Origin of the sequence: Pseudomonas sp. R4-39-08 (genome assembly GCF_003852275.1) — a bacterium.
Lineage (GTDB): Bacteria > Pseudomonadota > Gammaproteobacteria > Pseudomonadales > Pseudomonadaceae > Aquipseudomonas.
On the sequence record NZ_CP027733.1, the window covers coordinates 1,194,061 to 1,215,681 of the forward strand.

Genomic DNA, 21,621 nt, shown 5'->3' on the forward strand with positions numbered 1-21,621 from the left:
ATTCCGTTCATGTTCCCGATGACTCCCATCGCGGCAGCGCTTGCCCTGTTGTTTTGTGCGGGTGCGTTAGCTGCTCCAGTGGCCGATGGCACAACACCGCGCAGTTTGCTGGCTCAGGCCAAGGGTTTGCCGGCGGACTTTGAAGAGCACTTTTTCGATGTGCCCTGGCCGTTCGAGTTGAGCGTGACCAAGAGTTCGTAGGGGAGGCAATGATTGTCTTGTCTCGTGAAGACACCCTGACCCTGCTTTCGTTTAACGACCATGAAGGAAGCCCGGTCAAGGACGATGAACGTGAGCGCTGGGCCGAATACCTCAAGCAGCAAGTGCCACTGGGCGCCTGCGAGAGTAATTGCCCCGACCAGTTGCTGGCCGTGCACTACAACCTGGAAAAATCCCTGGTCTCACTGCTGACCGAGAACGCCGAGCGCGACACCGAAAGCCGGCGTTACCACGAGCTTCCCCACGAGGGCAGCGCAGGCCTGATTGTGCGTAACCAACTGAACCTTAACGGCGGCCAGGGCCAGGACACGGGCGGGCGTTTTGGGATTGACGCCAGCAGCAGCCTGGGCAATTGGAGCCAGGTGTTGAACGCGCAGTTTTCGCGCCTCGGCGGCCCCGATAACGACGCCCTCAACCATGCGGTGTACTCGCTCTACACCCAGCGCGAACTGGAAGGCCAGTTCCTGCGCCTGGGCTATTTCACGCCCAATGCCGAGGGTCTCACCCGGCAACTGCGCACCTTCGGCGCCAGCCCCGACACCGCCATCGGCGTGATGTACGGCAGCTCCGACACCTTGATGATCAACAACCCCAAGGCCAGCATCTATCCGATTGCCATTACCGCCAACCGCCAGGGTTCGGTGGAGATTTATCGCAATGGCCTGTTGATCAACACCCAGCCCGTCACCAGTGGCCTGCAGAACCTGGATACACGTCCGTTGCCCGGCGGGATCTATGAGGTCGAAGTGCGCCTGATAGAAGACGGCCAGGTCACTAACACCACCCAGGAGTTGGTCTACAAGCCCAACAACTGGCGCAACAACGATGACCGCTGGCGCTATAACGTATTTGCCGGCCAGGAAAGCAAGTTGCTCAGCAACTGGGATGAACAGTCCAGTGGCGACACGACCGCTGGCGTTTCCCTCAACTACCTGGCCCACCCGCGCGTGGTGTTGGGCGTTTCGGGGCGCCAGGTTAAAGACCGCATGCAATACGGCACCTCCATTGACTGGACGCTGGCCAGCTCCGCCAGCGTGTACGCCAACGTCTACCAGACCGACAACTACGGCACCGGTGTCGACCTCAACGGGCTCTATAACTATGGCGCCGGTACGGTGGTGTTTAACCATACCCGCAGTTGGCTGGACACCCGCAACACCTACGAATACCTGCCCGATGGCACGCGCATTCGCCAGGTGAATGTGTTTGTCGGCCAGACCAGTAACTCCTCGATTTCCCTGAATCACCGGCTCAGTAACTTGCGTTCGGTGAGTGCCAGACTGTCCCACACCGAAGGTAACGTAGAAGGTATTGGCCTGGACCTGGGCTGGAGCGAGCGCACCCATCTGTTTGGCAGCGACGCCAACTGGCGCTTGTCCTTGTATGACCGGCCGGGCAGTGCCAGCACTGGCGACAAGCGTAATCGCGGCGTCGATCTGAGTGTCAGCCTGGCGCTCGGCGGCCCGGGTGAACAGTGGTCCGCCAGCCTCGGGACGCGCACCGCCCGGGACGGCTCGCGTGATAACAACGCTTCTGTGACCTATCGCAAAGACCTGCAAGACCACCTGCTGCAAAGCGTCTCGGCCACGGCAATTACCGACACCTACGGCATCGGCATGTCGGGCATGGCCAGCTTTGAAACCGAAGCCCTGCAGGGCGATGCGTTTGTGCAGCAATCGTCGTTCAATAATGAGCTGAGCGGTGGCTTGAACCTGGAGAGCACCCTCGCCCTCGGCGGCCAGAAAATGGTCCTCACCAGCCAGTATTCCGGTACCGGCGCAGGAATGATTGTCGACGTCGAGACCGATATCGACGACATCGCCCTGCGCGCCGATGACTTCAGTGGCGGCAGCACCGCGTTGCGGATTGGGCGCAATTTTATCCCGATCACGGCCTACAAGGGTGGCGCGGTGACGTTTGACTTCGAGGGCAACCACGCGCCTTCGGCCTCGATCCAGCCGCACCGTGTCAGTTACCACCTGAACAAGGGCGGGGTGGAATACCTCAAGGTCAACGTGATGCAAACCGTGACCGTCCTCGGGCGCCTGGTCGACCCGCAGGGCAAACCGCTCAAGGGCCATCACGTCATCAACCACGCCACCCGTGGGGTGAGTGAAGTGGATGGTTTCTTCTCCCTGGAGATGAACGCCAGCTCGCCGACCCTGGAAGTGCGCCACAACAATCAGTTGCTGTGCCAGTTCCGTCTTGATCCGTCCAAAGCGCCCAGCGAAAACAATGTGCTGATGATTGGTGATCTGCGCTGCACGCCGGACACCTTGGCCGATTCCACCCTTAACGCTCAGACCGCCGGTTGAATGTCATGACGAGACCATTCATCCGCATGAAAACCATGAGCGCACTGTTTAGTCAGGTTGTGGCCGTGGCAGCGGCCCTGTTGTTCAGCTCGTCGGCGCCAGGCGTTACTGAAGAGATCACGGCAGTGTTCCGTCCGGATCCCGGCAACCCGATGGTGAACCAGTTTGAGAACACCACGCCGCCTGGAGGGTATTGCCGTGATCACCCGACGTATTGTCAAAATGGGGTGTTCAGCATCAATTTTCCGATCAACTTCAACGCCGTCGTTCCGATTCAGCCTTTGGACCAGATACGTAACGGGCCGATGTTCCAGGTCCCTTCTTCGTTAACGGCTGTGACTGTCCGACACCGGGAAAAGGGGCATACAGAGCAGGTTCTGTTGCGGGTCAGCGGTATAGGCGGAGCCCATGAACAGACGCAGCCACTGCATGAGGGTACATGGGAGGGGGGCAACTGGGTCAATGCTCCATCCCCGTGTCAATATGGCGGCGTAGGGTATGGCAACGCTTACTATTACGGGTTTTTCTGGCGGGTACCTCCAGGCGCCGGTGTTTGCTTCAAGCGCCCTACGCACATCCTCCCTGACTTCAAATACTCGAACTTGAGTATTTCCTATGAACTGATCACACCGAACCCTCTGGGTATGTTATCGGGCACTTATGAGGGGACTCATAATTTTCTGATCGGCCCTGGCCAGGACTTCGACATGGGTGACGTCATGTTGCCCGACGACAACCTATTAACGCTCAACTTCGTTCTGGACGTGGAGCACGCCCTTAAGGTCGAGCTTCCTGCGGGCGGTAATCGTATTGAGCTAGTCCCTCAGGGCGGCTGGCAAACCTGGTTGAACCAGGGCCGCAAACCCGCGCGGTTGTTCCGCGATCAGACTTTCCACATCTACGTGTCGTCGCGTTTCAAGATGCAGTTGGAGTGCGAGCGTGTAATCGGCGACACCTGCGCCTTGAAAAACGGTGACGGCCACAAGGTCCCCCTGGATATCAGCGTAAGCCTTCCCCACGGCCTGACTCGTCCCGATGGCTCCAGCGTTGATCGTCAACCTTTGCTCTTGAGCGGTGCTGGTACCGAGGAGTTCCAGCCAGGGTTCTACGTCAATCACCGCCCGGGAACGCTGCATTTTGAGGTCAAGAAAGAACATGCCGACACGATGGTGGCGCAGGGAGGCACCACCTATTCGGGGCAGGTGACGGTCGTTTGGGATTCAGAACTCTAGATATGCCATTACCGGAACCAGGAGGTGTTTATCCAATGAAATCCGTATGTCTGAAAAGTCTGCTTGAAAAAAATGTATTGAGGGTGTTGTTGGCAGGGTTGTGGAGCAGTGTATTCAGTGCGTCGGCGCTCGGTATTACTCAAAATATCACGGCAGTGTTCCGTCCGGACCCTGGCAATCCGATGGTCAACAAGTTCGAGAACACCACGCCCCAAAGTTCTATCTGTGCAGCCCACATTCCTGCCCAATGCAAGCAGTTGAATATTTTCAGTCTCAGGGCCCAAGCCTTTGCGGCGTTCTCCAATGCCCCCATCGTGGCCAATCACGACGATGAGCGGCAGGGGTTTATGGTCAAGGTGCCGTCCGATTGGCGTGACTTGTCAGTCACGCACGGCGCGACCGGAGAAACCGAGACGGTGCAGATCCGTATCGCCGGTATCGGGATGACGTGGGTAGTTCCTCGGCCGCCGGGTGTGTCGGCCTGGGCGCAACCGGGAGCCAGCTGGCAGAGCCAATGGATAAATGCCCCCAGCCCTTGCCGACGCACTGGACATCTTGTAGCAAGCACTATCGCGGCTTCGTATTTTTGGCTGACCCCCGAAGGTGCAGGTACCTGCAGTCGCCAACCCTCGGTGGACCTGCCCTCACTGCGCTTCTCCACGATGGAGTACGCATACGAAATCAGAACCCCCAACCCATTGGGAATGTCCAGCGGTGAGTACATTGGGGGGATAACCTACAGCATGGGCCCTGGTGGCGATTACGACTTTGGCGACGTAATGGCCCCCTCCCATGACACCATCACCTTCAACTTCACGCTGAATGTGCAACACGACCTTAAGGTTGAAGTACCCCCAGGCGGCAACCGCATCGAACTGGTCCCGCAAGGCGGCTGGCAAGCCTGGCTGAACCAGGGCCGAAAACCTTCACGATTGTTCCGCGACCAGGCCTTCAACATCTCCGCGTCTTCGCGTTTCAAGATGCAGCTGGCCTGTGAACGCGTGATCGGCGACACCTGCGCGCTGAAAAATGGCGATGACCACGAGGTGCCCGTTGATATCAGCGTGAGCCTGCCCCACGGCCTGAGCCGTGGCGATGGCGCCGGCGTCATTCGCCAGCCGTTGCTGTTGAGCGGTGCCGGCACCGAGCTGTTCCAGCCAGGCTTTTACGTCAACCGTCGACCCGGAACGCTGCACTTTGAGGTCAAGAAAGAACATGCCGACACGATGGTGGCGCGGGGAGGCACCACCTATTCGGGGCAGGTGACGGTCGTTTGGGATTCGGAGCTTTGAGGTATATGTCCATGAAACATCTATTCGCGCTGTGCGCGCTCTGCTGGCTGCCGCTGTCACAGGCCGCGCCGAATATCAATGTCGGGGTGTTCTACGACTACCTCGACGGCGATAAAACCACCTACCTCAAGCGTGTCTTCAATGGCGGCGACAGCACGGCATTTATCAAGGTCGCGGTGATGGAAATTGTCTACAACGCTGACGGCACGTCTGAGGAAGTGGAGCTTAAGAGCAACGCCGACAACACCGCCCGGGACGGTCTGATGGCCACCCCGGCGCGCATGATCGTACCGGCCAATGGCATGCAGAGCACACGCTTGCTGTACCTGGGCGAGCGCGAAAGCGAGCGTTATTTTCGCCTGCGCTTCGTGCCGGTAATGCCCGAAAAAGACGATGAGTTTGGCGTCTCCAGCGACGATCGCGAGGCCTACAAAAACAGCCTGTCGGCAGGCGTCACGGTGTTGGCGGGATTCGGCACGGTGTTTTTCGTGCGCCCCAAAACCACCCGGTTTGACACGCGCACCGAAGAGCGTGAGGGCGAGTACGGGTTGCGCAACGCGGGCAACAGCGTGGTGGTGGTCGATGAGTTCAAGGACTGCTCCACCGCTGAACCCCAGGACTGCCAACCCACTACCAAGAGCCACATCCTGCCCGGTCGCGATTTCAGCTTTACCAAGCAGGCCGGTCGTACCTACCGCTTTACCTTGATCGAGGGCGGCGAGAAAAACACACATGAGGTCAAAGGCTGATGGTCAATGAGAGAGCCCATGCGGGCAAATTCCGCAAGGTCGTCCTGGGGATGTTGTTGGTGATCGGGGTGTTGCTCAGTGCCCAGGCCTTGGCCATTCGCGAAGTGCAGGTCTTCGACGTGTCCGTGACCATTCCCACCCGCGACTTTTATGTACTGCCGATCAACCCCGGATTCCTGGAGCGTGAGCAGGAAATGGCCTGGCAACTGGTGCCGGGCACCCTTAAACCGCTACGTGAACACTTCGATGTGAAGAACAGCGGCGGCGGCATTGCGGCGCGCCTGAACCAGGCGCCCGTCCTGTCCAACGGTCCTCGTTCGATTGCGTTGAACGTCACCTTCAACGGCCAGGTGTTGAGCCTGGACGAAACCCTGGTGGTGCCGGAAGCCGAAGCCCGTGCCGGTAAACGGGTGTTGTTGGAGATTGCCGCGGTAGAGCCTGAGGGCGGTTATACGCCGGGTGAATACTTTGGCAGCGTACATCTGCTGTTTGATGCGGTGAGGCCGTGATGTCGAGCGATTTAGCGAGGTGCTTATGAAATATCTATCTGCTGTATTGGTGTGCTGCCTGTGGTCCGTCAATGTCCAGGCCGGGCCGGCCATTCATGTCGGGGATTTTTACGACTACTTGAGTGGCGATAAAAACAACTACCTCAAGCGCATATTCAATGGCGGCACCAGTACCGCCTTCGTCAAGATCAGCGTGACCGAGATGCTCTACAAGCCTGACGGCACGTATGACGAAGTCCCGATCAAGAACCAGTCGGACGCTCTGATCGCCAGCCCGGCGCGCCTGATCGTGCCGGCCACCGGCATGCAGAACACGCGTTTTGTGTTTATGGGCGAACGTGATCGCGAGCGTTACTTCCGGGTGCGCTACCTGCCCGTGGCGCCTGAGAAAGACGACGAGTTCCTGGCCACGGAAGAGGAGCGCAAGGCTTATGAGGACAAGATCGCGGGCGGCGTGCGGGTGATGGCCGGCTACGGCACGGTATTTTTCGTGCGGCCCAAGGACAGCCGTTATGACACTCGGATCGAAAACGGTGGCCGCAACTACACCTTGCGCAACGCCGGCAACACGGTGGTGGTGGTGGATGAGTTCAAGGACTGTTCGGCCAGCAATCGAACCGATTGTGCACCCACTACCAAAAACCACATCTTCCCGGGGCGGGTGTTCAGTTTCGAGAAACAGGCCGGGCGCGTGTATCGCTTTCATGTGGTGGAAGGCGGGACTGACAGGATTGTGGAAGTAAAGGGCTGAATCGTCGCGGCCCAGTACCTGTACGTGTAGGCCTCGGTCAGGTGAATAACAAAGTAGGTAACGTCATGCCCATACGCAAAAAACTATCCGTCGCGCTGATGCTGGCAGCCAGCGTATTTTCGTGGCCTGCACAGGCTGCGGATCAGGAGATCCGGGCGACGTTCGTTCCCGATCCATCCAACCCGATGGTCAACCAGTTTGAGAATAAAACGCCCCAGGCGGGCGTCTGCGCTCTGTGGATGGCCGCCCGTTGCAAGCAACTGGGTATTTTCAGCCTCAGGCTTCCACAGCTTGCGTTCGTTACGGGAAGGGGGATTGAAGCGAACCATGAAGACCCGAGACAAGGCTTCATGCTCACAGTGCCTTCCAGTTGGCGGGATGTGGAGGTGGTCCACGGGTCCGGCGACACAGAAATCGTGCAGATGCGCATTGCCGGTGTCGGTGGCAGCTGGAATATGTCTCATCCGCCGGGGGTGAGTGCCTGGGCGCGCCCAGGGGTGCCCTGGCAGTCGGCGTGGCATTCCGCCCCGGCTCCCTGCGCGAGTACCAACTTTCTCGCGGCGGGTGCCGCCTATGCCCAGTTTTTCTGGCTGACGCCCGAGGGCGCCGGGGCATGTGCAAGGACGCCGTCGGTGACGATTCCTTACTTTCGCTGGAGCGGGCTCGACTATGCGTATGAACTGCGTACCCCCAACCCGTTGACCATGCAGACCGGTGAGTACCGTGGCACGTTGTCTTACACCATTGGCAGGGGCATGGACTTTGATATGGGGGATGAACTGAGCCCCAATATCGACACGGTGACGCTCAATTTTGTCCTGAGTGTGGTACATGCCCTCAAGGTCGATATCCCTGCGGGGGGTAACCGCATCGAGTTGGTCCCTCAGGGGGGGTGGCAAAACTGGCTCAATCATGGACGTACGCCGTCGCGGTTGTTTCGCGATCAAACCTTTGTGATCGCCGCCAGTTCGCGTTTCAAGATGCAACTTGAATGCTCCGTTATTGCAGGCAATACCTGTGGTTTGCGCAATAACAATGGCGATGAGGTACCCGTGCAGGTTGCCGTCAGCCTGCCCTATGGCTTGGCCGGTCAGGACGATCAGGCGGTCAGCCGTCGCCCCTTGCGCCTCGACGGCATCGGTACCGAGCTGTTCCATCCGCGCTATTACGTCAATGATCGGCCAGGCACCCTGCACTTTGAGGTGACCAGGGATGACGTGGCCGACATGCTCAAGCAGCCGGGCAGTACCTATTCGGGCATGGTCACGGTGATCTGGGATTCCGAGGTGTGATGCTCTGCGGGTGAAACAGTGACCGGCAGTGGCTTGTGACGCGTTCGGTTATTCGTACGCGTCCAGCAGTGCCTGTCGCGTCAAACGGCGCGCCAATTCGTTGTAGTCATCCTGGATGTCACTGTAAAGCCGTTGCACGGTGGCATCGGAGAAGGGTTCTTCGGCCAGCACCACGGTATGGGGGATCGTCAGTTCATTGGCCAGCGTGATGAGCTGTTCGCGCAAACGTGCCTTGCGCTCAGGCGTCACCTCGGCGCCGATCCATTGCGTGTGGGCATCCCGTAGATCCTCCAGTTGGCTGCCGGCGTGTGTGCGTTTCTCGGCTTGAGCCTTGAACGCTTCCAGATGGGCGTCATGCAGGTAGTCGGCCCAGAACGGTTGCTCAAGAATGCCATTGACCAGGCCGTCGCCCTGGGACAGCTCGATAACCTGGCGCACCGCAGTATCCAGGTGCTCTTGAGTCAGCCCGGCCGTGTTGCGGTAGACCATGTGTTCGGACAGCCACGGCAGGTCGAGACGGCGTTTGAGCCCGGTTTGGTAGGCGAGGTACACCTGCACGTCATCGACCTGGTTTTCACCGCTGCCAAACGCCTGGCCCAATCCGCCCTCGCTTTCTGGCGCGATGCGATGCTGGATTTCCTTGTGGGCGATTTGGTTGATCTGCTCCAGGCGCCAGGTCTGTTTGGCCAGTGTCACCAGGTGACGTTCGAGGTGAGGGCTGTTGTCATTGCGGATGATTTCCAGCAGGGTTTCCACGCCGATGCGGTTGAACGTATGGGCCCCGGCATCTGCGCACAGGGACGGTGCGCCGGCCAAACTGAATACCCGCTCGCGAAACCCGGTGTTCTCATAGGCACGAAACACCACCTGCCAGATTCGCTGGGAGAGGTCCTCGCGACCTTGTTCAAACAACTGCGCATCGATTTCGGTTTGAAAACCTGCAGGCGGCTGCAACAGTCTGAACACCTCGAACAAACCCTGGGAGCCGTGTTCCGCTTCCACCTCGTCCCACACCTTCTGTGCCGTGTTGCGCTGTTCAGGTGTCAGGCCAACCATCCAGAATTGGCTGTCGGTTTTACCGCCGCGAGGCGTGGTGCGGTAAGGGTCGATCCCCTGGGCCCGGCGATAACTGACGAAGCGTTGTTCATCCTCGAATTCAAGCCTGGTCATATCCAGCCAACTGTTGGCCACAATCCTGGCGGCGGGAGTTTCTGGCGCAAACACGGGGACGGTGTTGATCGCCGTGTTTCTCAGGTCCAGTTCCAGCAGAGCGGGCCTCGGGCTTTCCAGCCCTTGCGGCCACTGAGTGATACCGGTTCTATTGAGTACCAGCAGGCGCAGCTCCGGCATTTGGCTGACATCCGGTGGGGTTTCCAGGCGGGTATTACCTTCCAGATTCAACGCGCGCAACTGTGGGCATTGTTTAAGCGTGGCGTGGTCGGAGGGCGACCATGCAATAGGGTTGTCACCCAGGTTCAGGGCGGTCAGGCCGTTCATGGGCAGTATCTGCGACGGCACTTTGTCGAGACGATTGGCCGACAGGTCCAGGTTGCGCAGGTTGTGGAAATTATCGAGAAAGGGTAATTCGCGATCGCCCAGCGCTGAGCCGCTGAGCTTCAAGCGGGTGACATGACTGAAGTCTGCTCGCAGTGGTCCCAGGCGTTCCAGGTGAAGACCCAGGGCCAGCCCGTTCAAGTCCAGCAGGGTACCGCGGGTTTTCGCTTCCATCGGTTGCATGCGCAGGTAGGCACCGTCTTCCCAGCAGGCAGTCAACCCATGGATGACCTGGTTTCGAGTGTGTATTTCAAGCAGGGCTTGATCGGTGCTTGCCATGGGGTCTACGAGTGGTTTTTTGCGGAACCTGTTCATGTCTTCGTGCAGCGTCGCATGGTCAGCTTCAAGTGTGCCGAGCAGTTGCTCGCCTTGCATAGTGCTCAGGCGGGGCAGCACTTTCTGGATCTGTTCCTCAGTCAAACGCGGGCACAGCTTCATCAGCGTTTCCCGAGGGGTCGGCGGCTGTGGGGGTTGCCTCAGGACCCATCGGCGGAAAGCCCCCCACATGGGTTTTTGCAGTAAGTGTTGTGTGGTGCGCTGCTCAGCCGGGGATAGCGGGCTGTCCGCTATCACGCTGCGGCGTTCGGCCGGTGGCGCCAGTTGCGCTTTGAGCCATTCCTTGAAGTTCGCGCCTTGACCTGGCCGGTAGTCAAGCGTGTCCGTGGGGACCACGCGCAACAACGCTTCATAAAAGCTGTACTGCGGCGGCGGGGTGGAAGGCGACGCATCGTGCAGTTGGTAACGCCCCTGGCCCTTGTACAGGAGTATTTTTTTCGTGCCCGCGTCGACCGGCCCCACCTGGCAACGCAGGCTGCCGCTGGGCGTCTGATCGTGAATGGCAATGTTCAAGTCGCCCAGGGCATCGGTGTGCAGGCGCACGATATTGAGGGCCATGCGCTCGGTGTCCGGGGTCAGCAAGGCGTCGTGGTAGAGGCCTTCACTGGCATGGCTGGCGCGGACTTCATTGGCCAGTTCCCGGGCCAGGTTTTTCAGGCGCAAGGGGATGCGCCGTTCACGGCTCATCACGCTCGACTCTTGTGGCGAGGTGCGCAGCAGCAATGTGGTCACCAGGTCTTTGGGCAATAGCGCAAACTGCTGTTGAATCAGTCGGCCCTGGGGGGTATTGAGCGCTTCATGGGTGCTGTAAAGGTGGTTGAACACGCTGGTGTTCTGCTGCACCAACTCATTGGCCAGGCGCTCACGCAGCGCCATGACGGGTTCGGGCAGGGTTTGCGCGCCGGGTGCTGCAAGCAAGGCCATCCGCTCGGTGTCGCTCAGGAACGCGATGACCCGTTCGAACCACTGGCCGGCTTCCACAGCCTGATAGCTGAGGCGCAAAGTGTTGGCAGCGCTGGCGTCAGTGGCGCCGTAGACGATGGAGTGGCCGGTCAAGTCGCTGTTGATGAACACCTGGATGGCTTTGTTTGCCGGCCAACCCTGGAGTTCGGTGGTGGTTTGCACCGTCCAGTTGGTCGGCAGGTCCGCACTGGCCCCGGTGCGAACCTGCTGCGGCGCACTTTCGAGTTGCTGGCGCAGCTTTATCCGCTTGAGGCTGTCGGCCAATAGCGGCGGTGGGGTGTCGCGTTGGGCGTACATCATGCGCAAGGCGTCATCGTGGGTGCCGCTGGTCTGGCAGGCCTGTTCAAGTTGGGCGGGGCTGAGGTCCTCCACCGCAGGCCCGAGGCGCCGACGCAGCGTCTCGCTGTCCCAGGTGTTGGGGGCCTCGCCTTCATGGACCCACGCGCCACTGGGGTGATGCTCGATGCTGGGTGAATAGGCGTCGGGACGGGTGGGATGCTTGATGCGATGGGTGTGGTGGGTGGTGTCGTGTTCGATGACGTAGTGCCGGTTATCCAGCGGCAGGACTTTCTGGTCCTGGTGCGTATGCAGGCCCAGTTCATCGGGCTGAGAATCGCTCGCCAGCTGCAGGTTGTCGTGGGCGTAAGGCGCCAGGTCCGGGTTCCACAGGCGCTGTTGCCCGTCGACTTCAACCGCGCGCAAATTGTCGACGAAGAGCGAGCGTTTGAACGCGCTCGCGACTTCTCCACCGACGGCGAAGAGTCCCAGTTGGATCGTATCGGTTGCGACCGTGACGAGGTGTTCGGCGGCTTCTATAAACTGCCCTTCGGCCAGGTCTACCACGCCTTCGATCACATCGCTGGTCAGTTGGTAGGCGGTGTATGCCAGCATCAGCTCGCCGAGGAACGGCACGAACGGAGTGATGACCAGCAGCGCGACATTGAAAATATCCGAGAGGATTTTTGTGAAGTTGTCCCACCAGGCCCAGCGCTCTGCTCTGTCGGCGTCGGCCGTAGGCACCGCGATGCTGCGTGCGTCGTTGAATATCTTGTTGAAGGATTGCTGGTAGCGGTATTCCCATAGATCGCCCTCGATGGCGGGCGAGGAGAAGTGCAGTTTGGGATTGTCCAGCGGCGCTTCCCGCCATTGAGGGCGCGGGTCCAGTGGCTGCGCCGGGTGCCACCGAACGTTGGAGAGCCGCTGATTGAGTCCGGCAAAGAAATGCCCGCGTTGATTATGGTCGACAAACTGGCTGAAGAACTGTTGGTAGGTTTGCCCCTGGCGAGATGGTATCGACGCATTGGTTTGCAGCTTGCGGGTCAGGTCGAGCATGAACGCAAGGCTGGAGGTGTACTCCTTGACGGGACTCTCGGGGTCATGGGGGATGTAGGCGATCAGTTTCGAGGCGCTGGAAACCCGATCCAGGTCAGCGGCGATCAGCAGGATACCGCTCAGTGAAGCATCGAGGATGTGCAGTTGATAGAACCGCATCACGCCCCGTTCACCGCGCAACGCGCGCATCAACACGTGGTAGGCCGCGGCACTCAGGTCCGCGACCTGTTGGCCGTCGGTGGGCAGGCAAGCCAGGTGTGCCGCCGCCTTGAGCGCGGCTTTCTGGCTGGCGATGACCTGGTTTTTCAAGGTGGTGCGAGCGCTGAGGTCCGTTGGCAGCAAGTAGTTGTTCAGGTGTTGTTGATAACGTGCGCCGAGGTCCAGTTCACGGCACAAGGCCTTGAACTGTGGGATGGACATCGTGTCGCTCAACGCCAGGGGCTGGAAGTGGCCACGGTAGTCGGGACGGGTGATATAGCTGGAGTCGCTTTCGAAGGATTCCCCGACGGCAAAGTTCTGCAAGGCCGCGTCGAGCAATGACACCTTGCGGCCGGTCACGCCCTTGAAAAAACTGTGGGCGTACCAAGGCAGTTTCTTGGCGATATACAGGTGCAGAAACGTAGCTTTGACGTCCAGGTCAAGGTGGTACTTTTCCAGAATGGCTTGTTTCAGCAGGGGTTCGGCAAAGGCATACACGTCCTGTATGTCGCGCAGTTGTCGGTCCACGGCGTTTTGCGTCCGCCAGCCTTCAGCATTGGCCGCCTGCAGGGCTTGATGCTCTGCGGGGAGGGCGCGGGTGTAAGCGGGCAGTCGAGAAAGGTCGGCGGCGCTCATCTGATGGGCCCGGGCCAGGGAGGTCGTGGCAACCCAGTTGGGAATTGTTTGTTTGATCAAGTCATAGTGAGGGCCTTTATAGGCGCGCGCAGGCGTGCTGGAAGGCAGTGAACGTATAGGCATCAAGTTGAACTCGTTAAGTGGCTCGAGTGCTTAGCCTATCCGTCGAAATCAAGAACAAACGTTCAATATATTGCAGCTAAGTTGGGACTGAAATGTGCGGGTTGTTCGGTGTGCGAATGCAGAATTTGTGCACTGAATGTGCCGGGCTCCCCCGGCTGGCACTGCGTCCGGCTGCCGGGTTGCAGATAAGGGCCGAGCAGCGGCGCCATGCCCTTGAGCACTTGCACCGGCAATGCCGAGGTGAAGGTGAAGCCTTGGGCCGAGGCGCCGGGGACGAATGCGGTCAGCGTGCCGAAATGGCGGTCGCCGATATAGAACACAAAGGTGGCGGTGCGGTTGATCGCCTTGGAGCTGAGTAGGCGCCCGCCGGCACCGATTGCTTCGATGCGGTTGTCGCCGGTGCCGGTCTTGCCGCCCATGGCCAGGGGTGTGCCGTCAGCCAGTTTGAAGCTGCCGGCCACACGTTTTGCGGTACCGGCATCCACCACCTGGGACAACGCCTCGCGCAAGGCGTTGGCGACTTCACTGGGCATGACCCGCTTGCCTCGGTCCGGGTTGTTGACCAGGCGGGTTTCATACGGGGTGCCGGCGGCAAAGTGCAGGCTGTCGATACGCACGGTCGGCTCGCGCACGCCGTCATTGAGAATGATCCCGACCAGCTCCGCCAGGGCCGCCGGGCGGTCTCCCGAGCTGCCAATGGCGGTGGCCAGGGACGGCACCAGGTGATCGAACGGGTAGCCCACAGCCTGCCAGCGTTGATGAATATCCAGGAACGCTTCGATCTCCAGCATGGTGCGGATGCGACTGTCGCGGGCGCTCTTGTGGCGGCTCTTGAAGAGCCAGCCGTAGACTTCCTGGCGTTCGTGCTCACTGGCGGCGACGGCCTGGGTGAAGGTGGCGTCGGGGTGGTTCAGCAGGTAACCGAGCAGCCACAAATCCAGTGGATGGACCTTGGCGATATAGCCTTGGTCCGGCAGGTCGTAGGCGCCGGGACCGTAATCCTTGTAGAGCTTGGCCAGGCGCTCATCAGTGAGTTTTTCCGGGGCCTTGGTGGGCAGGTGCGCGCGCACGAAACGGTTGAAGCTGTCCTGGTTGGCCTGGGGCAGCAGATAACGGTGCACCGCGGCCAGGCGCATGGCGGTGGGGTGCATGCTGTCGAGAAAGGTGTCGAGCCGGGCCTGGGTGTCTTTGTTGCGGTAGCGCTTCCAGAAGCGCAGCAGGAAGGTGGTGCCCTCGCGGTCGGCGAATTGCGCCAGGTACTCCTGGCGGCGTGGGTCGCTGTCGTCCTTGAGCAACTCGGCGCTGCTGTTGGGACCCTGATAGGTGCTGTAGCGCACCAGGTCGCGCATCAGGCGAATGAACGGCAGGTTGATCGACTCACGCAGGGCCTCGCGCAGCGTGGGGTTACGCCCGTTGTCTTCGTTGCGAAAGTTATTGAAGTGATGCAGGCCGCCACCGGTGAAAAAGCGTTCGCCGGGGCTGGCCGAATATTGCCGCTCGAGCGCCGCGTCGAGCATCTTCGGCAGGCTCCGGTCGCGGTTTTGCGCCAGGTAATCCACCGCCCAGCGCGACAGGCGATCCTGCTCGTCGACGCTGATCTTTTTCAGCTCGGCGGGGGGCTGGTCGGCATAACGCTCGTGCAGTTCGCTGATGATTTGCAGGTAGGTGGTCAGCACCCGCAGCTTGGCGGTGGAGCCCAGTTCCAGCTTGCTGCTCTCGTTGATATCGAAGGGTTGGTCGGTGTTGTCGGTCTGTACCCGCACCCGTGCGCCATCGGCGGTCATCTCATAGAGCGTGAAGCTGTAGCGCACTTGCGCGGTGCTGGCGGGCGTCAACAGGCGTGGGCCGAGCAAGCCGATTTGCCCGGCGAAGGCGGGGTCGGCCAGGTGCTTGAGGTAGGTGGTGGCTTGGGTTTGCAAGTCATCCTGCAAGGTGCTGGTGGCGGACAGGTCCAGGCGGTCGAGGTCGTACAGCGGGCGATTGAGCAGGGCGGCCAGGCGACTGCGGGCAACACTGATGCCTTTGTTGGTTTCAATCGGTTGAATCGTCGGCTGTTGCAGCCAATCGCGATAGCTCACCTGGCTGGCCAGGGCGGCCTGTGCCAGGGCCGGGTCGATGACCGCGTTCTGCGCGAGCAGGCGAATGTGGCTGTCGGTCAGGGTCGCCAGTTCGGCGTGGCCCTTGGACAGGTAGTGCGAGGGCCGGCGCTGGGCGATCATCAATGACAACACTTCACGCAGGGCCAGGCCTTTTTGCCCGAGGTTTTGCGTGCTGCTGTCGGCGAGCAGGGCGTTGGTGCGGTTGAAGTCGGCGCCGTACCACACCCGCAACCCTTCGGCCAGGCCATGCACTTCACCGTGACCGGGCACGGCAGACAACGGCACGCTGTTAAGGTAGTCGCGCACGATATTGCGGCGTGCCTGCAAGGTCTGCGGACCCTCCTGGTAGGCGCGTACGCTGGCGGAAAACATCTGCCGCAGTTTCTCGCCGCCCGACAGGGTCAGGCCGTCGGGGGAGTGACGGTACTTTTCCAGCTGGGTCGCGAGGGTGCTGCCACCGGCGGTCTGCCCGGGCAAATGCAGGAGCCTGGCCACTTGTGACCAGGCCGCTTTGGCGAAGCGCGGCCAGTCCACCGCCGGGTTGGCTTCGGGCTGAGCCGGGTCGAGCAGGTCGCGGTTCTCGATGAACAGCAGGCTGTTGACCACCACCGGCGGGATCGCGGCGAAGTTTTCGTACAGTTGTTGCGGATAGTTGTATTGGTAGAGCGGCACGGCGCGGCAGTCGGTGATGGACAGCCCGGCCTGGATTTTTTCCGCGTAGGGCACGAACAGGCCCTTGGCGCTGTAGTCCATCAATTCGGGCGAAAAGCGCGCCTGGGTTTCAATCACATAACCGCGTTTGAGCAAGCGTGGCAGGAACGTGCCGAGGTCGCTGTAACCGAGACGCCGGTCGAAGGGGCCGGCGCCGGGATAGGCGATTGCCGGGCTGGGGCCGGGCTCCAACCGATAGGTCAGGTCACGGGCCAGGCGGCTGAGTTCCTGGGCCTGCAGGCGTGAGGTGCGCAGCTCCTTGGCGACGGCAAACCCCAGGGCCGCCAGCGCCATCAACACAATCAACCAGAACAGGCGCCGTGCGTAACGAGGCCGGGGTTTATTTTTGGATAAAGGCGCTGGGTCCGAACTGCCATGTACTTTCGCAGCCTTGCTCGATTCGGTTTGCCACAGTGCGCCCATAGTCGATTGATCCCTTCACGCAGATAGATCGGACTTGCCCGAAGTTTAGTCGCTGATGGCTGGGTGTGAGGGAATTGTGTTTTGAGTGTAGGAATTTTCCGGCGGATCTGCAGTGGCGCCTCCGCGACGTTTTGTCGCCCGATGCAGGTCAGATGCTCCTGTAAAATTGCATTTTGACCCATGCTTCCCCTAAATTGCCTCGTTTTTATAGTGAAAGGCCCTACTCCGGGCTTTTTATACTGCACGCCCCGTTGATCTTGCCTGGCAAGACGGGCCCGTCCATGAGGCGGCCCCGGTTTCAACAAGGGCGCAGGCTTACCGGCTCGCACCGTGGAAACTCGACGGACAATCCAATAACAAGATGAGGTTGTATCCCTATGCCAGTCGGCAACCAACTGCCCCATGGCGAGACCGCTTCAGGCGGCCCGCTCAAACGCGAATTGGGTGAACGGCATATTCGCCTGATGGCCCTCGGTGCCTGTATCGGTGTCGGCCTGTTCCTCGGCTCGGCCAAGGCCATCGAAATGGCCGGCCCGGCCATCATGCTGTCCTACATCATCGGTGGCCTGGCCATCCTGGTGATCATGCGTGCCCTCGGCGAGATGGCCGTACACAACCCGGTCGCCGGTTCCTTCAGCCGTTATGCACAGGACTACCTCGGCCCGTTGGCCGGTTTCCTGACCGGCTGGAACTACTGGTTCCTGTGGTTGGTGACCTGCATCGCGGAAATCACCGCCGTGGCGGTGTACATGGGCGTCTGGTTCCCCGACACCCCGCGCTGGATCTGGGCCCTGGCGGCGCTGATCAGCATGGGCACCATCAACCTGATCGCGGTCAAGGCCTTCGGTGAGTTCGAATTCTGGTTCGCGCTGATCAAGATCGTCACCATCATTGCCATGGTGATCGGCGGCGTCGGCATCATCGCTTTCGGTTTCGGCAATGACGGCGTGGCGCTGGGCATTTCCAACCTGTGGACCCATGGCGGCTTCATGCCCAACGGCGTGCAAGGCGTATTGATGTCGTTGCAGATGGTGATGTTCGCTTACCTTGGCGTAGAGATGATCGGCCTCACCGCCGGTGAAGCGCGCAACCCGCAGAAGACCATCCCCAGCGCCATCGGCTCGGTGTTCTGGCGCATTCTGCTGTTCTATGTGGGCGCGTTGTTCGTCATCCTGTCGATCTACCCATGGAATGAAATCGGCACCCAGGGCAGCCCGTTCGTGATGACGTTCGAGCGCCTGGGTATCAAGACCGCAGCGGGCATCATCAACTTCGTGGTGATCACCGCCGCGCTGTCGTCGTGCAACGGCGGCATCTTCAGCACCGGGCGCATGCTCTACAGCCTGGCGCAGAACGGCCAGGCGCCCGCGACGTTTGGCACCACCTCGAGCAATGGCGTGCCACGCAAAGCGCTGCTGCTGTCGATCTTTGCCTTGCTGCTGGGCGTGTTGCTCAACTACCTGGTGCCGGACCAGGTATTCGTGTGGGTCACCTCCATTGCAACCTTCGGCGCGATCTGGACCTGGCTGATGATCCTGCTGGCCCAGCTCAAATTCCGCAAAGGCCTGAGCCCGGCCGAGCAGGCGGGCCTCAAGTACCGCATGTGGCTGTACCCGGTCAGCTCCTACCTGGCGCTGGCGTTCCTGGTGCTGGTGGTGGGCCTGATGGCTTACTTCCCGGACACCCGCGTAGCGCTGTATGTAGGGCCTGCGTTTCTGGTGTTGTTGACGGTGTTGTTCTACGTGTTCAAGTTGCAGCCGACCAATGGGGCGGTGCGTTCTGCAGCCTGAGGGCTTGCCCGATGGCGCCGCAAAACCAATGTGGGAGGGGGCTTGCTCCCGATAGCAGTGTGTCAGCCAGCTAATGTGTAGCTGACCCACCGCCATCGGGAGCAAGCCCCCTCCCACATGTCAATCAGCCCGGCACTAACCAGGCGCGGCGACAGCGGCTCTGCGCTGGTCCAATTGCTTGTTGAATTCCAGCCACGCGGCAAACAGCATCATCACTGCGGCCCCCACCAGCGCGGTGAATATCTGCATGGAGAAGGTGTCACCGGTCAGGGCGTTGGCCATGTCCGCCAACGGCGCCAACACCACACCCAGGCAAAAGACTTCCAGCGAGTAGCGCCCCATCCGCCCCAGTTGCCGGGCCAGTGCATGTTGCGTCCAGCCGACACCGGGGAGCAATTTGGCGGTGACATAGGCCAGGGCCAAAAAGTGCAGCAAGCGCACCGGTGACAGGTCGGTCTTGCTGATGGGGTACAGCCATTCGCCGATCAGGCGTGGCATCCAGGCATCGTGCACCTCGGGCCAGCGCCACGACAGGGTGATCACGCAGCTCGTCAGTACATACGCCGCAGCCGCCAGGAACAACGGTTGACGCAACACAGGCCGCTGCTCAGCCGGGCGTGCTGATCGCAAGGCCGCTGCGCCGCCGAGGATAAACAAGCACTGCCAGGTCACCGGATTGAAGTACCAGACCCCGCCGTTGCTGGCCGGCAGGTTCCAGCCCTGCCAGGGCGCCAGCAGGTACACCGCCACAGAAACGCCCACCGCGACCCTCGGCACCCGCAACAGCAATGGCAGCGTAAGGGGCAGGCTCAGAATCAGCACGATATACAACGGCAAAGGGTCGGTCAGGTTGGGCTTGAACCGCAGCAGCAATTCATCGACCAGGGCCTGCTGGGTATTGTTGAGGAAATACTCCAGGCCCATCTCCTGCACCAGGTCGCGGGTTTCGATATGGCTGTTGGCCAATATCACGATGCCCATCAACAGCGCCAGCAGGAAAATATGCACCACGTAGAGCGTCCACACCCGGCGCAGGATTCTTAAACAGGCGATGAAATAACCCTCACGCTGCAGGATCTTGCCGTACGCCAGCACCGCCGCGTAGCCGGCCAGGAATACGAAGATTTCGGCGGCGTCACTGAACCCGATGTTCTGCACGGTGACATGGGCCAGGGGATTGTGGGGCACGTGATCCCAGAATATGAAGATCAACGCCAGGCCCCGAAAAAAATCGATGCGTGGATCGCGTCCGTTCAGCATGGCAGCGGGCTCTTGAACAAGTTGTTGAGTGAGGGGTGGCGAGCGCGCGCGTTGTCGTACGCCGCACGTCGGGCGGGCGCAGGTTGGCGGTATTTGTAAGCGATTGCAAAAGGCTGGGTATTACCGAATGTCTCAGTGGCCTGCCCGAAGGCCGGGCAGGCTTCAACCGTGTGAATCAGGCGGCGGCTACTTCATGCGGTTCAAAACTGTCCGCCCGCGCCATCTGCCACATGCGCGAATAGAATTCGCCGTTCACCTCGCCGGTGAGCAGCTCACCCGGTTTGAGGAACACATGCAGTTGCGAGAACAGCTTGATCTCGGTCGCCGACATGCGTCGCACCAAGTGCTTGGCCGACAACTGCGAAGGATGCTCCAGCCCGGCGGCGGCGAGCATTTCCGCCAGGGCGTGGAGGGTATTGCGGTGGAAGTTGAACACGCGCTGGGCCTTGTCCGGCACCACCAGCGCACGTTGGCGCAGCGGGTCCTGAGTGGCGACGCCGGTCGGGCATTTGTTGGTGTGACAGCTCTGCGACTGAATGCAGCCGATGGCGAACATAAAGCCGCGCGCCGAGTTGGCCCAGTCGGCGCCGATGGCCAGCACACTGGCGATGTCGAAAGCACTGACGATCTTGCCGCTGGCGCCGAGCTTGATCTTGTCGCGCAGGTTCAGGCCCACCAGAGTGTTGTGCACGAACAGCAGGCCCTCGCGCAGCGGCACGCCGATGTGGTCGGTGAATTCCACCGGTGCCGCGCCGGTGCCGCCTTCCTTGCCGTCGACCACGATAAAGTCCGGCAGGATGCCGGTTTCGAGCATGGCTTTGGCGATGCCCATGAACTCCCAGGGGTGGCCCAGGCAGAACTTGAACCCCACCGGTTTACCGCCGGACAACTCGCGAAGCCGGGCGATGAATTGCATCAGTTCGATCGGCGTGGAAAACGCGCTGTGGCGTGACGGCGAGATGCAGTCCTCACCCATCATGATGCCGCGGGTGTCGGCGATTTCCCGGGTGACTTTATGCTTGGGCAGGATCCCGCCATGGCCGGGTTTGGCGCCCTGGCTCATCTTGATTTCGATCATGCGCACTTGCGGGTCTTGCGCTTGGGTGGCAAAGCGTTCCGGGTCAAAGCGGCCGTCACTGGTGCGGCAGCCGAAGTACCCGCTACCCAGTTCCCAAGTGAGGTCGCCGCCGTTTTCGCGGTGGTAGGGGCTGATGCTGCCTTCGCCGGTGTCATGGGCGAAGTTGCCGAGTTTGGCGCCCTGGTTCAGCGCGCGAATGGCGTTGGCGCTCAGTGAGCCGAAACTCATCGCCGAAATATTGAACACCGACGCCGAGTACGGCTGTGTGCACTGCGGGCCGCCGACGATTACGCGAAACGCGCTGGGGTCGCTCAACGGCGCGGGCCGCATGGAGTGGCCGATGAATTCAAAGCCCGACTGATAGACGTCGATCAAGGTACCGAAGGGCTTGTCTGCGGTTTCGTTCTTGGCGCGTGAATACACCAGCGAACGTTGGGCCCGGGAGAAGGGCAGGGCATCGCTGTCGGATTCGAGCAGGTACTGGCGGATTTCCGGGCGGATGGCTTCCACCAGATAACGGATATTGCCCAGGATCGGGTAGTTGCGGCGCACGGCGTGGGGGCTTTGCAGCAGGTCGAATATGCCGATCAAACTGAGCAGGCCGGTGACTATCGTGATGGGCCACAGCCATTCATGTTCGATAAAGGGCAGGCTGGCAAGGGTGAACAGGATGCATACGGCAAAGAACGCGTAACGGCTTAGTAACGACAGGCTCATACGGTTTTCCTTGGTTCGGACTCTTGAGGTCGATCCGCCATT

Annotated in this window: 11 protein-coding genes and 1 pseudogene; 8 read left to right on the forward strand and 4 right to left on the reverse strand. The window is 60.5% G+C overall.

Features of this window, described 5'->3' with window-relative positions:
- Window positions 1–9 precede the first annotated feature (9 nt).
- From C4J88_RS05270 to C4J88_RS05300, 7 genes and pseudogenes are all read left to right on the forward strand, one after another.
- Window positions 10–2,534: pseudogene (locus C4J88_RS05270) on the forward strand (CS1-pili formation C-terminal domain-containing protein).
- Between the two features lie 5 nt (window positions 2,535–2,539).
- Window positions 2,540–3,766 (forward strand): hypothetical protein, encoded by a 1,227-nt coding sequence (locus tag C4J88_RS05275; protein ID WP_256659088.1) that lies wholly within the window; start codon window positions 2,540–2,542, stop codon window positions 3,764–3,766.
- A gap of 2 nt (window positions 3,767–3,768) precedes the next feature.
- Window positions 3,769–5,058 carry a hypothetical protein gene (locus tag C4J88_RS05280; RefSeq protein WP_256659089.1) on the forward strand — a complete coding sequence of 430 codons (1,290 nt, stop codon included), beginning with the start codon at window positions 3,769–3,771 and terminating at the stop codon, window positions 5,056–5,058.
- 11 nt (window positions 5,059–5,069) lie between these two features.
- Complete coding sequence (locus tag C4J88_RS05285) at window positions 5,070–5,807, forward strand: molecular chaperone (RefSeq protein WP_124406380.1); 738 nt, start codon at window positions 5,070–5,072, stop codon at window positions 5,805–5,807.
- Window positions 5,807–6,316 carry a CS1 type fimbrial major subunit gene (locus C4J88_RS05290; protein WP_124406381.1) on the forward strand — a complete coding sequence of 170 codons (510 nt, stop codon included), beginning with the start codon at window positions 5,807–5,809 and terminating at the stop codon, window positions 6,314–6,316. Before C4J88_RS05285 ends, C4J88_RS05290 begins: the two co-directional genes overlap by 1 nt.
- A gap of 25 nt (window positions 6,317–6,341) precedes the next feature.
- The gene (locus C4J88_RS05295) at window positions 6,342–7,067 is read left to right on the forward strand and encodes a molecular chaperone (RefSeq protein WP_124406382.1); all 726 of its coding nucleotides are present in this window, start codon (window positions 6,342–6,344) and stop codon (window positions 7,065–7,067) included.
- A gap of 65 nt (window positions 7,068–7,132) precedes the next feature.
- Window positions 7,133–8,359: a hypothetical protein gene (locus C4J88_RS05300; RefSeq protein ID WP_256659090.1), complete on the forward strand. Its 1,227-nt coding sequence runs from the start codon at window positions 7,133–7,135 to the stop codon at window positions 8,357–8,359.
- Window positions 8,360–8,407: 48 nt separating this feature from the next.
- On the opposite strand, the gene C4J88_RS05305 is transcribed toward C4J88_RS05300, so the two are convergent.
- Both C4J88_RS05305 and C4J88_RS05310 read right to left on the reverse strand, forming a co-directional pair.
- The gene (locus tag C4J88_RS05305; protein ID WP_124406383.1) at window positions 8,408–13,501 is read right to left on the reverse strand and encodes an NEL-type E3 ubiquitin ligase domain-containing protein; all 5,094 of its coding nucleotides are present in this window, start codon (window positions 13,499–13,501) and stop codon (window positions 8,408–8,410) included.
- Window positions 13,502–13,563: 62 nt separating this feature from the next.
- Window positions 13,564–16,734: a transglycosylase domain-containing protein gene (locus C4J88_RS05310; RefSeq protein WP_124406384.1), complete on the reverse strand. Its 3,171-nt coding sequence runs from the start codon at window positions 16,732–16,734 to the stop codon at window positions 13,564–13,566.
- 377 nt (window positions 16,735–17,111) lie between these two features.
- Here C4J88_RS05310 and C4J88_RS05315 point away from each other — a divergent pair, with 377 nt between their 5' ends.
- On the forward strand, window positions 17,112–18,524 hold the full coding sequence (locus C4J88_RS05315) for an amino acid permease (protein WP_124369782.1): 1,413 nt from the start codon (window positions 17,112–17,114) through the stop codon (window positions 18,522–18,524).
- A 135-nt stretch (window positions 18,525–18,659) separates the two neighbouring features.
- Here C4J88_RS05315 and C4J88_RS05320 read toward each other — a convergent pair whose 3' ends face one another.
- Both C4J88_RS05320 and C4J88_RS05325 read right to left on the reverse strand, forming a co-directional pair.
- Window positions 18,660–19,784, reverse strand: a complete 1,125-nt coding sequence (locus tag C4J88_RS05320) for an OpgC family protein (protein WP_124406385.1) — start codon at window positions 19,782–19,784, stop codon at window positions 18,660–18,662.
- 175 nt (window positions 19,785–19,959) lie between these two features.
- Window positions 19,960–21,579 (reverse strand): FMN-binding glutamate synthase family protein, encoded by a 1,620-nt coding sequence (locus tag C4J88_RS05325; RefSeq protein ID WP_124406386.1) that lies wholly within the window; start codon window positions 21,577–21,579, stop codon window positions 19,960–19,962.
- Between the last annotated feature and the right edge of the window lie 42 nt (window positions 21,580–21,621).